The sequence below is a fragment of the Sphingorhabdus profundilacus genome (assembly GCF_009769755.1).
In the GTDB taxonomy this organism is placed as follows: Bacteria; Pseudomonadota; Alphaproteobacteria; order Sphingomonadales; family Sphingomonadaceae; genus Sphingorhabdus_B; species Sphingorhabdus_B profundilacus.
The window spans coordinates 495489-512537 of record NZ_SDWJ01000002.1; the positions used below are offsets into that span (position 1 = coordinate 495489).

Genomic DNA, 17049 nt, shown 5'->3' on the forward strand with positions numbered 1-17049 from the left:
ATATTCAGGCAAACCAGTCCATCGAGTTAGTGGAGCTGCCATTTTGGTGAATTTTGCTTTCGCTAGCAGCATTTGCTCCGAAGACGCTCATCGCTTGCACCATTTGTAACAGCCGCACATCCCCGAGTTCGGTCATTTCAGCAACATGGGACGTTGACTCATCTTCCGGACTGAAGCCATCGTCAAAACCGTTACGCAACGCTGCAAGTCTATTGTCAGCTAGTCGGAGGTTGCGCCGAGAATCTTCATTTAATTCGGCACCATGTTCCAATATTGCCTGTGCTCCAGATGTCCTTTCTACCGCCGAACTTGCGGCAAACGCAAAACCAACGGAACCGATCGTTCCAGTAGAACCATTGGTCTTGGTGAACGACGACGTCGCCAAAACTAAGTTTCTGCCAACTTTGACGGACTGATTGGTCGCTTGCTCCGACAGGTTGATGGCCGTTATGCCCGCAGTGTCCAAAGACCGCAGTTCTCCCGCATCGGTTTCGCCATTATCATTGGCATCGAGCCATATTTTGAGATCACTGAAACGGCGATCTACCAGCGTAATTCTGCCATCGGCATTATCGTCAAATTCTGCAAGTGCATCGAAGCTGTTTGTGGAGGCCGAGCGGTCAGACTGGAAAAGCAATTCCGACGACCTTGTAATCAAACCGTCATTGTTTCGGTCAATCACCAACAAGCCATCGCCGCGTCCGACCCAGCCAGTATTGTCCTTGATACCGTCGCCATCCACATCGAACTTCGCATGGGATTTCTTCCGGCTGCGCAACTCTAGACCATCGCCGTCTAGGTCGAGGACGACAGGTGAATAGATTCCGATCGCCCGGTCGCGGAACTTTAAGATTGTAGTATTGCCGAGAATCCCGGCCCGGGCATCAAACGTGCCATTCGCCTTTCGCGGTGCAATCGACATGCCACCTTGTTGAAAAGAGACCATGAAATGCTTGGCCCGGCGATCAAAATCGACTGTTTGGACATTAGATGGAGGTGGCGGTGCCGCTGTTGTTTCCCGCAATGCCGGAGATTCCATATTCATATTATCCAGATCGACCATCGGCTTCAATTCGACCTGCACCGAACCGATTTCATCTGCAGTATTAGCAGCGCTCGACAAAGTTATTGGCTTTGCAGGCCCCGCGTCGGCCAACAGCTGAGAAACCGCTATGATTTCGGGAATTGCGCTATCGACAACGCTGCGTGGGCGTATCGGGGTTGGCGGCACGACATTTACCAACGGTGGAGTAAGGATTGCACTGTCGGGTAACGAAACCGTTTTCGATCCAGCAATATAGACAAGTCCTACGTCGCCAAGTAATCCTGTCGAGCCATCGCTGCGTGAGAACTGGCTTGTGTTGTAAACGATGTTTCCAACGGTGTTTTCAGCTGTCTGCCCGGTAGAGGTTCCACCCAGCTTGATGGAGACAATACCAGCCTGGGCTAAAGTGCGAAGTTCATCGACTTGGCTGATACCGTCCTGATTACGGTCCTGCCACACCTGTAATTCAGCAAAACGCGAATCCTTGGCCGTTATCAGTGCATCACCATCTGTATCGAACCCAGCCAGGCCCTCGAGATCGGTTTTTGCACCTTCCTTGTCACCGACAAAGGATATTTCACTACCGTTATCTATCAAGCCATTACGATTGCGGTCGTAGACAAGCAACGCGTCATCAGCTCCTACAAAACCCGTGCGATCAAGTATCCCATCGCCATTCTGATCGAACAGCACATGCGAGTCCTCGAGACTGATTAGATCAAGCCCGTCGCCGTTGAGATCGAACACGATCGGTGGCTGGACACCTCCTGGAGGAGGATCATCACCGATTGGTGTAGGCGTAGGCGTCGGGGAAGGATTAAACGTGACTAAGTCAGATCCAACAAGATGATTAAGATTATTGTTATTACTTTCATCATCTGAAAAAATATTACCGTTAATGTCGCGAACGTACCCTGCCGCAAGTATTCCTTGCGTTATGGCGCGCCCGCTCGTTTGGCCACCGGTATTAACAATTTCCGAATGGTATAGCACCACACGCCCTTGATTATCCACCAGACGGATACTGACGAGTTGTGTACGACTGTCTCCAAAGGGATTAGCCCTACGGTCGGTCACAAATGTGTAGCCCGGCTGCTCAACCTCACGGACAGCAACTTCCCTACGGATATTCACCACCTCGACACGCACGACCTGGTCAACCGGGGTGCCGCCATCCGATGCGCGGATAATCAGGTCCGTAAATTTACCGGTGGAGCCACCTTGTGACCAGCCTCCGTCTTCATAATCCACTCCGCCATTGCCATAGCCGATCACGCCGGTTTTGGGATCAATCTGGAATACCGGGCCATTGGGGCGGCTTATATTCCCACCGACAATTGAATAGGTAATACCAAGATTGTCGACGTCCGTCGCCTGCAATTGGCCCGGGGACGTTACCGATCCAGTGATAATGGCGTTTTCGGTAATGCGCAGCGTACCCGGGACATTGGTGAAAACTGTTGGGTTGTCATTAACATTGATGACGTTGATCTTTTGACGCACTCCAGTCTTTGAGAACTGGCCATCAGCAAATGCAAAAATATCAAACTCGAGCACTCCGTTGTTTGTCGCTTCGAAGTCAAGTCCATTGCCATCAACATGAAGGCCGTTTCCAAACAGGAACAAATTGCCCATCCGATCCGTGCCGTTGGCAAAGCGGTAATTGATGGTTGAGCTGTCCACATCAGTCGCACCCAATACAACTCCGGTGAACCCTGTGACGCCCTCGGTGATGTTGATCACTGAATTGGACGATGTCGGGTTAAGCGGTGCTTCGTCAACGTTTCTGACCAAAACCGTGATATCGCGGGCCAGCGAACGCCGACTATCGGCAATGTTGGAGATGCCGACGGCGTTGATGTCAGCATCCACAGCAACAATCTTCAACGTGATGGTGCCGCTGGTAGCGTTAGTAGCGGTGTAATAGCTTTGGTTCTTGATCGTTTCAAAATCAAATGGCTGTAACAACTTGATCGTTAGCCCGCTTCCAGCGGTATTGACGATTTCAAACAGGCCGCCCGGATTGCCACTCACATTATTTTGTAAGGCAAAGCTATAATCTACTGGCCCGCCCTCCGGATCGATCGAACCGAGGTCGAAATTTTGCGAATAAGGGGTGTTTTCATCGATGATCAATTGCGCAACAGCGGCCGGCGTGCTCGGGGCCTCGTCAACGTTGGAAAGGTTGAAAGTGAAGGCCTGATAATCGCTGGCAGGGCCGGTGCTCGTTCTAGAGCGAACGAATATGGTAGTCGAGCGTACGCCACTTGCGTTGATCGCACCAAAGCCGGCCAAAGCGCCATCATAGTCAAGCGGGCCATTAAGCCGCAACATCCCACCTGCACCCTGGCCACTGACGTTGAACAGCGATGCTGCCCCGCCCGGTTGAATTTCATAGGTTACATTCTGCCCTTCTTGGTCGAACCCATTAAGGGAAATCCCACCCCAACCGTTCGTGGCCGTTTCAGCCAGCGTAACGGCTGTTTGACCAAGGACAAGTGAAGGCGCTTCGTCTACAGGATTGATATTTACCCTGATTGTGCGCGCGACTGCCGATGCCAGATTTCCGGGATCCCGCGCAATAATGTTGAGATCATGGAACGGGATAGTTGCACCGTTGACACCTTCAAAATTAACGACTTGCCCATCGCGCACTCGGACCTGGGTTCCCACAACCTCAAATAGGCTGGATTCGCCGACGATTTCGAACTTGACGGCATGGCCATCATCATCGGTTGCGCTCAGGTTCAAATTCGCAACTATCGTGCCCGCACCAGCGCCATCATTAATCGACGCATTGGTGACCTCAGCAGGCGTTCCAGGGGCTTCATTCACATTGTTTGGCGTGATGCTGAATTCGGTAGTGCCCCCAACAAGCTCAGTGCCGCTTGAGATATCAACAACACGAATCTGAAGTTGTGCCGCTGGAGCTTCGAAATTCAACGCCTGTCCTGCAGCTAGCCGCAGTTCGCTATTATTGGCACCGGTCAGGACAAATCTATTCTGATCCGCACCGCCAATAATTTCATAACGGTAATTGCCGGTACGATCCGGATCGCCGAGAGCGCCCAGCGTCCCTACAAGGCCTCCCACAACGTTCTCGTTTAGCCCCGCGAGTTGGAGTCTTACTCCTGTCGGCGGTGCGTTCACCACGATCTGGATGTTGGCGCTGACTGATTCTGTAGAATAGACATATGCACCGGGATTGCCATCGCGTGAGCGGCCGCGCAGACGCAGTGTGAAATCTGCACCCGAACCAGGAGGTGGGGTGACCGTTAGGTTTGACAATGTCAGCGCCAGATTACCGCCGTTCCAGCCACGGATGTTGACCGAACCATTCGTTGCTGTTGCAGCGAAGCTCTGCGTGCCAGAGCTAAGAATTGCGCCAGCTGGCAAGCCGTCGACAAACAGGTCCTCGATAACCTCGGAACCGTCGGCATCCTTCAACGCAGCTGACAGCCCGGTCAACACGACCGGTGTACCCGCATTCACTGCAAGCGCAGTCTGGGTAGCACCGAGGAGAAGCCCATCGGCTTCCGGCGTTATTGTGATAGGCACTAACAACGGATCGGAGTAAATCCCGCCGTCAAAGGCGCGCAACATCAGTTGGCCTATGCCAGACTGATCTGCCAACCCTCTGATTGTAACCGTGTAAGTGCCTTCACCTGTTGGGTTAATCTCCGCTGGGCGCAATACACCGTCAACTAGCGCTTCCAATGTCAAGCCAGATGGAGACGTCTCTTGATCACTGATATTAACATTGAAGACAAGAACACCATCTTCCTTCACCGTCGTCGGCTGCCCAGGAGCAAGCGCAACCGTTGGCGCCTGATTCTGCCTCCAGGCGGCGTTGATGTCCGCTTGCAGCATCGCACTCAGACTGTCAAAGTTCGACGGAATGGCCTGTCCTTCCATCAGCTGAAGCAGCCTCGGCAGGCTTACCTTGTGCCCGGCGACATGTTGCTTTGCGATCACAACGTCGACCACGAAGTTATCGAGAGCCGAATAGTCTCCTGTTACATCATTAACAAACCAGTCTTTTATGGTGGTTTTTGTGCCGTCACGTATCACCGTGACGACCAGGTCCCGTCCTGATTTCTGGAACCAGAGCTCGGTGTTAGCGATGTCGTCTTCAAACACGATACCATCATTGGCAACGACGCCATTGCTAATGTCTTCGTCAAAATTGAAGATGGTGTCGCTGCCGCCACCGATGCCGATGAAATAGGTGTCACCACCGCTGCCACCGATCAGCACGTCATTGCCCGCTCCGCCCTTCAGTGCGTCGCCCTGATTGCCGGCTTCCAATATGTCGTTGCCGTTGCCGCCGATCAAAACGTCGCTTTGGCCGCCACCGAACAGGCGGTCATTACCTTCGCCGCCTAACAGCGTGTCATTGCCCATCTCGCCGTAGATGACGTCGTCACCAACGCCACCGTCGAGCGTATCGGCCCCGTCACCGCCATAGATAAGGTCGTCGCCAGCCCCGCCCTCCAGCTTATTGTCCAGCCAGCTTCCGACCAACTGGTCACTAAAGTTGGAACCGATCAGGTTTTCAACACCAACCAATATGTCGCCTTGCGCATGTCCACCGACAGCAGCGAGCGTTTCACCCGTGGCCGCCAGGCTAACTCGTACACCATCCAGAGGAAGCACCACACCCGCAACTTTAAACGGCGTGCCAGAAGCCGGAGGCGTGAAGTCCAAAGCCCCCACAGCTGCCGGATTTGTCGTACTTATACCCACCAAACTGTCGACATAGCTGACGGTGTCGATCCCTGCGCCACCGATCAGATAATCCGCGCCTAGGCTGCCAATGAGCAGATCATTGCCGGCACCACCATCCAACACATTGTCTACATCGCTGCCACGGATCGTGTCGTTGCCCGATCCGCCAATGGCATTTTCGACGTTAACAAGACGATGACTGTCATTGATGTTGCGCAGATCGACGTCGATGCCGCTCTGGTTCGTGGCGTAGCTAACGGTATCAATGCCATCCCCGCCGTCAAAGCCGTTCGCACGGAAGGTTGTAAGGTGTGCGACATCGTTACCATTGCCACCATAAATCAAGGTGTTCTGCGCTCCACCGGTCAGGATATCATTGCCATCCTCACCAAATATCTGGTCTTCTCCGCCACCGCCTTCGATTCGGTCATCGCCCGCACCACCAATCAGGCGCTCGCCGCCTGTACCACCGTAGATAGTATCATTACCTGCACCACCCACCAGAGTATTACCGTTTATGCCGCCATGGATCGTGTCATCGCCATCATCGCCATAGACAAAGCCCGTGCTCGTATCGGTATAGATGGTGTCATTGCCCGTGCCGCCATGCAGACTATCATTACCGCCGCCGCCATGGATGGTATCGTTGCCAGATTCACCAATCAGTATGTTATCATTGGCGTCACCCCGAAGGATGTCTGCAACAGCGGAACCATATATCAATTCAATATCGATATAGCTGTCGCCTTCGGCCTGCCCGCGGTTATTTGCAATATTAGCAAGATCGACGGTTACACCTTGGGAATCAGTACCCGAAATATCGAAGTAGCTGACGCTATCTATCCCAGCGCCGCCATTCAGCACGTCATTGCCAGCGCCGCCATTCAGCACGTCATTGCCAGCGCCGCCCTCCAGCGTGTCGCCGCCGGCCTCACCATAGAGCAAGTCGGCTCCGTCCTGACCATAAAGCAGATCACTGCCGTCACCGCCGGCAACGCTGTCGTTCCCGGCACCGCCTTCCAACACGTCGCCGCCGGCCCGTCCGTAAATGGTATCGTCGCCACCATTGCCACGGATGATGTTACCACCGCTATCGCCGTAGAATGTGTCACTAAACTCCGAACCAAAGATGCGCTCTACATTTACATAGCTATCGCCCGCCGCATCGCCAGCGTTGGCAATTATTCCAGCCAAGTCGAGCGTGACGCTGCTCTGCGCACCACTGAGAAACGCCCAATCCTCTCCGTCGCCACCATCGATTATGTCAGCGCCCTGACCACCCTCTAGATAGTCATCGCCACCGCCACCAAAGATCGTATCATTGCCAAGACCGCCATAGATCACGTCTAGCGCAGCACCACCAGTCAACTGATCGTCGCCATTATGACCGATAAGTTCGCTTCCGTTGTTCGTAGCAGTAAGGTTATCCCTGAATTCACTGCCCTCGAGCGATTCCGTATTGATCAGCGTATCGCCTTGGGCCTGGCCGCCTGTTCCCGGGCCGCCATCAAGCGCGATCGTGATCCCAGCGGTAGAGTTGCGATACGATATCCGGTCGAAGCCAAGACCGCCGTCGATCCTGTCAGCGCCATTGGAACCGGAAACAATATCGTTGCCGTCGCCAAGATTGACGTCTTCTCCGCGGAATGTACCTTGGATCACGTCGACACCGGGCGTTCCGTTGATCGTGGCACCCCGCCCTTCTTTAAGGGTGAAGCGGAAGATATCCTCAACGCTTGCACCACGTGCGTCCGTCGCCTTCACTTTGACGTCAAGAACGGTGCCCGCCGGCGCCGCATTGGCGGCGTATGAGAATTGGACATTGTTATTATCGAAGATCAGCCAAGCCGGAAGCGGAGAGCCATCAGCAAGCGTCGCACTAAATGTGAGGCTGTCTCCGTTTGGAATATCTAGATCGATGAAGTTGTTTCGAACGTTAAACGCAACTAGCGCCTCATTATCATCTTGTGTCACGTCCGGCAAAAGCGGGTTAACGGTGGGCGCGTTGTTGGTATCGATACCCAAAATCGTCTGAGCATCCGCAAATTGGATACGGTTGATGTCTTCAAAGGTGTCGACACCATCATTGCCGTCCGATAGGTCGATATCGGTCACTGTCTTGTTAACAGTATCAACAGTGTAGCCGGCAAGCTTACCCTTATAGCTTAGCGTATTAAATCCGGAGCCACCAAAAAAGCGATCATCGCCGGCCCCGCCTTCCAATACGTCATCGCCCGCACCGCCATAAAGGGAATCACTCCCCGCGCCGCCGCTCAAAACGTTGTTGCCATCGTTTCCGCGCAGCGTGTCGCTGCCAGAACCGCCGGTAAGGTTTTCAACATTTGTAAGACGATGGCTGCCGTTCACAACGCTCAGGTCGATGTTCAGGTTCGCAGTGCTTATGGCAAAGTTCGCCGTGTCGATACCATCACCGCCGTCAAAAGCATTTTCGCCGACGGTCGATAACAGTGCGGTATCGTCACCTGCCTGACCGAACAACAGATCGTTTCCGGAACCGCCGACCAGGATATCATTGCCATCACGGCCTTCCAGACGGTCATTTCCCGCACCGCCAGAAAGACGATCGGCGTTGGCTGAGCCAAGCAGGGTATCTGCTCCCTCGCCTCCTGTTGCGCCTTCAATGCCGCTTAGTGTCGTGCTGTTGGCAGTATTGCCGTGCTGAACCGTCTGTGCGGCGAGATCTATGGTAATGCCGGTCGTAAGCCCGCTGAAATCAGCGATATCAAAGCCAGCACCTCCATCCAGCTGGTCGGAGCCTGTGCCTGCGTTCAGCGTATCATCGCCGGCACCACCCAGCAGCCTGTCGTTACCCGCGCCACCTTCAATGACATCATTACCCTTGCTGCCCGTGATTGTATCGGCACCGACAGATCCAACAATTTTTGCAATGCCGCTGACCGCGACATTGGTCAGATCAAGGTTCGCTCCAGTGTTCAGGCGGATCTGGGCGTTGCTCTTCGCCGTGCCGTCAATAACCTCGACATTGGTCAGGCTAGTGAGTCCGATCACCGTATTGTCGGAAGACACAATAATACTGTCATTGCCAGCACCACCATCCACCTGATCAAAGCCCGTCTCGGTTCCGTAAACGATGGTATCGTTACCGTCTTGACCAAACAGCTGGTCATTATCCGCTCCACCGGTCAGTCTGTCGTCACCGGCGCCAGCGTTGATTGTGTCGTTGCCTGTTCCGGCGTCGAATATGTCATTGGACCCGGTTCCGTTCAGGACGTCGTTGCCACCCAATGCGTTGAAGGTCACACCACCGATAATAGCGGAATCGACGCTAGCGGTTTCGCCATTGTCTGTGCCCGTTACGGAGAACCGGTCACTATAGGTTGCCAGTGGTTGCCAGACCCTGTCGAATATAAGTTTGTATGCAGCTGGATCAAGATTGCCAGCCTGCGCGTTGAACAGCGCCTCCACATCGGATTGCGCAATCGCCTTATCACCAACGATGATCCGGCGAGCTGCTAACGACGACGCCGTTGTCGCAGGAGCGGCGTTAAACCAGTCGACTACTGTAACAACTGATGTTGCACCCATGATGGTGATAACCAGATCGTTGCCGGCACGGCTTAGCAATACCTGCTCCGCCGTGATCGGCTGCTTGCCACCCTCAGCGGTGGCTCCGTAAACTATACTGTCATTGCCGCTACCAACGGAGATTCTGTCCGAGCCACCATCCCCGAAGACGGTGTAAATGTCATTGCCTGCACCACCAAAAAGTAGGTCGTTGCCCTGTCCGCCGTCCAAACGGTCATCGCCGGTGCCGCCATAGATACTGTCGATACCTGTTCCGCCCGAAAGTGTATCGCTACCGTCATTGCCGCGCAAAATATCATCGCCGTCACCACCAATCAGGGTATCGGCGCCACCTCCTTTTGTAACAAGCTTCACAAGGTCGATGGTCGCGCCTTGGCCATCTGCAACCCCTGTACCTGCAAATTTCAGGATGTTGTCACCGGTGAGCGCGCCTTTGACGTTTACTGAATAGGCAGTCGTTGATCCCGGCACGAGAGACGGAACCAGTTTAACGCCGTTCCAGAAAACCTCGAAATTGGTCCCGGTGGCTCCGGATGTATTTTGGACGTCAAAGCTTAGAATTAATTCTTGCCCTGCACCAATTCCATTGATGACTTGTGTCACTTCAAGATTGGATGTTCCACCGTCCAACGCAAGACGTCTGGACTTGTCAGCGCCGGTTATAGTGAATGTCTGCCCGCTCAAGCTAGTCCAGCCCGGGAGCTCAGATGAGCTCGCCCCTAAGGTTTCGAAACTGCCATTGGCGATCCGGTTATAGGTGCTGATTTCCAACGCGCCGCCATCGTCTGCGCTGGTTGCATCTCCCATTAAGATGTCGTTACCCGCACCGCCCGTAATGATATCATTATCGCCCAAACCTGTCAGGTTATCGTTGCCATCGCCGCCTTCAAGTGCATCATCCCCGACACCACCAGTCGCCGTATCATCGCCATCGCCGCCGACAAGTACGTCATTACCATCATTGCCGATCAGCGTGTCCCGGCCCGCATTGCCGCGTAACACGTTATCGAACGCGTCGCCGGTGATCGTGTCGTTAAAGTCAGAGCCGATTACATTTTCGATGCTGATGAATTGATCGCCCGTTGACTCACTGGTTCCAGCACCTGCTAACGGCGCAGCTCCGGTGAGATTTACAGATACGCCGGTTCCAGCCAGTGCGGCGCCTGTTGCAGCGGCAGCACCGTAATAGGTGGCCGTATCAACACCTATGCCTCCATTTAAGGTGTCATTTCCGATACCCCCTGACAAAATGTCATCGCCGTCTCCACCAATGAGTTGGTCCGCACCATCGCGTCCACTGAGCACATCATTTCCCGCTGCCCCATTCAGTGATGATGCACGTCCGGCGATGTCGACTATCAAATTATCTTCGCTGTTGCCGATAACGCCGAGATTGCCATTGATATCAAATACCAGGCCCTTCAACGCCGCCTGTTCGCCGTCAGACAGCAACAGTGTTTCGATCCCGCTGGTTGTGCTGAAAAGCCCGGCTGTGGTTTTGAAATTTTTCAGCTGCAGCACCGAGCTCGATGACCCGATTTTGATCAACAAATCATTTGTCTGGCCAGCCGTCTTGCTAAAGGAGAAATCAAGCTCAGACCAGCCAACAGCAGTACCCGTTGTGAAAGCGGTTGGAAGCCGCGCTGATACGCCGATAAGAATGGCGTCGTCCCCGGCGCTGGTCGTCGAGTCAATAACTGGACGCGAAATTTGTTGACCATTGGTAGTCAGTCCCGGAATCCAGCCATCGCTGGTCAGAGCCGGCGCGGATGCCAGTCTCTGCCCAGACTCTATGATCCGCTGATAAACGATTTCACCTGTATCGATATTCTCCACCCGCTGGGAATATGTGAAGATGCCTCCATCGCTACTGATCAGATCGAAGCGGTCGACATAGGGCTCAACCAGACGTCCCATAGCGTCGACTATCGTTTCGTTCGCGGTCTGGAACTGGTCGGAAACAATTACCGAACCGGTATTACGGCCAAAGACATAGGTGTCGTTGCCGCCCTGACCGAAAAGCTGGTCAGAACCCACCAACGCACCATTACCCGTCAATTCATTATCACCATTGTCACCGGTAAGGATATCGGCATACTTGGATCCGATGATCCCTTCGATGCTAGCGAATGTGTCTCCACCTGCGGTTAAACCAGCATTTGCAGCCGCATTACCAAGATTCACCGTCACGCTATTGGCCGCGCTTGCATAACTGGCCAGGTCAAAACCTTCTCCGCCGATCAGCGTATCACCGCGACCGCCGGGCGCTGCTATTGCGCCGGTTCCAAGGTTGTTCCCCAAAGCGTCAGTACCATCGCCTTCAAAAAACTGCCCACCATTTTGTCCTTCCAGGATGTCGTTCCCGGTTCCGCCAAACAAGATGTCGGCACCGTCGCCGCCCAACAGGACATCGTCACCACTATTGCCATTTAGAATGTCGTTCAGGAGACCGCCGGTGATCATATCGTCTCCAGCCCCCGCCGTGATCCAGTTGCCTCGAGTCGAAGCCGTTGAAGTACCCGTAAGTATGTCGGCGCCATCGGTGCCACCCTTCAGGTCAAGCGCCGAAACATTTATCGTTCCGCTTGAAAAGAAAGAGAAACCCTCGAACGATTTGCGTACGGCTTCGTTGGTTAGCCATTCCCGCAGAACGATCCTGTCCGTCAAGCTGGCGAAACCACCCGTGGCTCCGCCCGATGGCTCGATACCAATTATGAGATCTCTTTTGGGAACCTGCGCGCTGCCTGCGTCGGAAAATTGAAGTTCAGAGACATCGATACCAATCCCGAATTCAATCACGTCATTGTTGTTTAACGCATCGGTCCTGATCACGGTGTCCGTGATCTTGTTGGCATCGGCCGGGCGATGCCGCATCAAGGTACCGCCATTGCTAACGCTATATTCGATCCGCACTGTTTCGGTACTGCCATCGGCATTACGAATGCCCCAAACCGCGCCGTCGAAGATCCGGACTTTGTTTGTTGATCCGGGTGCAGTGTAAAAAAGGTGATTTGCCTCCGGGGTGCCTGCATCTCCTCTGCTATATCCTGCAGTGAAGCCTCCGTCGGTAGAATATATAAGTTCCCATTCGTTCGAGAGTTGGTCGACATAGACATCCTGGCCATCGCCGCGCTCGAACTTATACAGGTCATTTCCCGATCCACCCGAGACAAAGTCATTGCCCGTGTCCCCGGAGACCACATCATTGCCGTCGCCGCCGCGTACTTCGTCATTTCCGGCCCCGCCGGTTACATTGTCCTGATCAAGCCCGCCAAGCACGGTATCGTTCCCGTCAAGGCCAATGACAATATCGTTGCCCTGGTCACCAGAAACATAGTCATTACCATCGCCGCCATTGCCAAAATCATTGCCAAACAACAGGGTAATAAAGTCATTGCCCTTACCACCATGGACGAAGTCGTTACCATTTGTACCATAGATATAGTCGGCACCATCGGTACCAAGCGTAAAGGTATCAAAATCGGCAATACGCAGGACTTGGCCATCGGCAAAGGCCAGGTTTTCAATCTTGTTGAATGGATTGAACCAGTCTTGAAGAAGGATTTTTTCCTTTGTGCTTGTTATTTCGATAATCAGATCAAGATTGTTCGTAGCCTTGATGATGGAAATGCCGTCAAGAGTAATCCCTGCGCCAAACACCAGCGTGTCATTTCCGCCGGCTTGCACCTGGTCTCCGCTCGATAGGCTGACCTGCGTGCTTACGGTGTCGCCATTGGTTCCGGTCCATTTGCCCAAGCCAAATTTGCGGAACAGCAACTTACCTGCAAAGCTGCTAATGTCAGCACCAACCTTGCCCACCTGCCCGGCGACCGCCAGATTGATTGCCGACTGAACGGTCAAGCCGCTCTCGTCGCGCACTATATCGGCATTGGCGACATCGCCGCTACCATCGGCGTCCCCGATGCGGAAGATATATTGATCGTCACCCAATCCGCCGCGCAGTACGTCTTGTGCACCCGCGCCGCCCGCGAGGACGTCGTCCCCGTTGCCGCCTTCCAATATGTCGGTGCCCTTACCGCCTTCCAGCCAGTCCGAGCCTTCGCGCCCGATAAGCATGTCATTGCCGGCGCCACCATCCAGATAGTTACCGTCACCGCCGAGCGTGCCAGCAATATCGGACCCGGCATTCAGGCTGTCATCCCCCTCGCCGCCGATCAACCAGTCATCCAACCGCCCACCAAAAATTGTATCATTGCCACGGCCGCCAAAAACGTTGTTGCCAAGGTCGCCTGCATGAACGGTATCATTGCCGTCGCCGGCATCGATGGTCGCCGCAATGTCCACCGCAAACTGCCCGCCGGTGCGCGCAGTGCCATTGATAATCAACCCAGCTGCGTCAGCGATGCGATCTGCGCCGCCGGTAATTTGAAATTCAATGCCATCAGCATCGCGCGTGGTATCAGAATGGGTGAGCTCAATGACATCGTCCGCAGATGTTCCTTGAATTAAATCAGTTGATGCTACGTCAATTGTATCGTTAAGTTCGAAACTCCCAAAACGTTGCGATCTAGCAAATTTTTGTGAAGCATTATCAAAGAATATATTGAACTTCACATTCGATGCACTAACATCAAGATGATTTAATATAAATGTGAATCCACCAAAATAATCACTCTCGTGGCGCTTGTTCAACCCCAGCTCATCAGCTCTAATAATATTTAATATTGTTTCTACTGCAAATGTACTCTCTGCATCATTTTCGATAATTGTATTTATTGTTCTAAAATTTTCCAAATATGTTTGGAACGATTGAGCAGTAGAAATGTTTCCATCTAACACTTCTGATCGAAATTCACCTTTTGTTATCGCACTTTCAATAGTATTGTAAATAGCACGCTTTATAAGCACATTTCCGCCCAGGATTTGAAAATCGGGGTCTGACAAGCCTTGCAAAATTCCAAAATTTATCAAATCTTGAGATGCTGCCTTACCTTTAAATCTAGCCGTAATTGCATCTTTCGATCGCGTGGAATTCGGACGATACACATATGTCGAACCCCTAAGCCCATAATTTCCGGCCTGAATTCTATCCGGATTAAGTAATGAACCATTAGAGACATCGATTACGAAATTATATGTGCTTGCGACTGCCGAGGCGAGACTTTGCGCAGTATCTTTTGACCCACCCTTGCGTGAATAAACATTGTCTACGTCAAAACGTCCAGTCGATTTGTCGAACACAACATCGGCGCCTGACCGAGGCGTTCCTCCAAATACCGAACCAATCAAACCGCCAACGATAAATCCAACGGCAGCGAATGCCGCTGCAGTCAAGGGACCACCTGCAATACCTAGATTCGCGCCAAGGACAGTTAATGAGCCACCTGATGGCAACGATGCTAGTATCGCAGCTGCCGCAATACCGCCCAAAGAAGCCCCTACCGAACTTCCAATTTGACCACCAACCGATTTGAATGAAACAAGTTCAGAAGCCAATTTGGTTCCAAGAAAGCCGCCAACAGCGGTGCCAACTGCTGCTATATTCACACCTTCGAATGCATTTGCAAACACCGATCGACCATCTAAAGTACTAGACGCAATGTTTGATACTATCCGTCCGATAACCGCGCCCGTCGAGACATTTGCTAGTTCACCAGCGAAACCATCAACTCCAAGCGCATTAATAAGATTTGCGGTTATAAAAGACGAAATAGACCCGACACCGGCGGCTTGCAAATTATTAAATAGTTCCGTATCTATTTTTTGGAATGCATTTTTTAGTGCAACTGCTAATTTATCTCCGTTAATTAATCCGTCAACTGTATCACCGATATTATCAAACAACGTTGATAATAGAGCTCCTGCAGCAACGCGTTCTGTGGATGTTTTCCCTAATCTTGCACCAAATTGGCTGCCAATTAAACCACCTATTTCACTAAATCCGATCCCCGCCAAACTTCCTTCTAAATCGACATTACTATTCCCATTTCTATCAATCGTAATTCTGGATTTATTATTGAGATTAAATATTATAATATCAAAGTTATTTGTCAGTAATCTAGATTCGTTACCCTTGATTAATAGTAAACCATCTACTGTCGAAAAAACCTCGGACACATCAGTTACATCTGTATTATCTCCAAACTTGGAGCCATCATTTGCTAAACGCGAAAGTAAATCTTCAAGATTTTTTTCTATTTCAACGCCATCAACACGAGACACATTCCTCCCATTTACGACATAATCAACTCCACCAATTGCAAGCCCAAGTGGGCTACTTGATGTTTCGCGCGATACTGTGTACGAAAGCTTTCCATTATGTGGGTTACCACGAAACGATTTTGTAAAGCCACCAACATTTGATCGTGTGTCAATCAAAACGCCGGCTGCTGGATCAAACCTCAGACCTGGTTCGAATGAGAGAAACCCAACTCCTCCCGAAACAACAACAATTTCTTTTTCTGTAAATGGGTTTACGGGGCTATCTTTTATCTGTAACCCTCTACTTCTTGCAAAGTCAGCTGCTGCATCGAAGCTTGTACCAGTTACAATTCTTCCATCAGCCAATTCTATAGATTCAATTTGTTTTCCAAAGTTATCTTTAATGCTAGTTGTCTGCCTAAGAATCAATTCTCCACTCGGACTAATTTCTAATCCCAGAAGGCCTGTTATCGATTTAACTGCTTGCAGGTCACTATTTTCAAATTTTATTGCAACTTTATCTTCTTCAATTTGCAATAATTTACTGCTATTGTCTATAATATCAAATTTATTTGTATTTGATTTTGTATACTCAATTGTAACAGTGAATTTAGAAGTTGCACCTCCTCCAAGATTTAACTCTATTGTGGTGCCTGCTGAAGCAGAAAATACATTGTCTGTACCAACATTTGTTAAGGTAGATTGATTGGATATCTTGAATAAATCTAAGGATAAATCGATAGGCAGCTCTCCAATCGCTGCATTTTTTAGGCCATCCGATACGCCCGATAATATTTTTGACACAAAGGATGGAAGCTTCGAGCTTGCCGCGATATTTATGGATGTTTTATCACGGAAATTTGTTCCTATTGTAGCACCTACACTAAAATCTGGTACAAAGGTATTTATAAGATCTCCAAATTTTGTTCCCGGTTTAGCGATACTCTTTACTAATGGGAATTTATTTATATCACCACGAGCTTCTAGACCGAAGGCTAGCATTGAATCAAACCCGACGCCATTTTCATCTGTCAATTTAGACGTATCAAATACCTCGACCTTGGGCTTTAAAATACTAGGAATCAGTTGTATTAGTTCCAGGGGATTACCAAACTTACCCAAAAATGAGTTTATATTGGTAACCGTCTGCCCAGGATCCACAACTTTGAAATCAGCTTGCGATTTTTTATTAATTGGCCCCTTGAAAACATCTTTTGGAAGGGAGTTCAAAAGTGGATTATTCTGCAAATTAAACGGTACAATTGTACGTTTGGTCAAAAACTTTGGAGACTTTGCAAAAAGAATATCGGTTGCCGTTATTCGGTTTTCGCGGCGCAATATGGGAAATGGTTGTGTAACATTGCTCATTATCCATGATCTCCAGAATGTATTAATTCAATCAAATACTCGGTTTATGCTAATTTTTTGGAACTTTGCATCCGTCGAGCATTCATATAGAAACAATTTAATTTAAATAATTGCGGTACACCTCTCATTGTTACTCTTTTTGCTTTGCAGTTATACCAACAGATTCCGCAATTTTTTTC

The 17049-nt window shown here is 51.2% G+C and carries 1 protein-coding gene; it reads right to left on the reverse strand.

Annotated elements, in window-relative coordinates; genetic code table 11:
• Nucleotides 1-4: 4 nt before the first annotated feature.
• Nucleotides 5-16870: a beta strand repeat-containing protein gene (locus EUU23_RS14160; RefSeq protein WP_246156422.1), complete on the reverse strand. Its 16866-nt coding sequence runs from the start codon at nucleotides 16868-16870 to the stop codon at nucleotides 5-7.
• Nucleotides 16871-17049 lie beyond the last annotated feature (179 nt).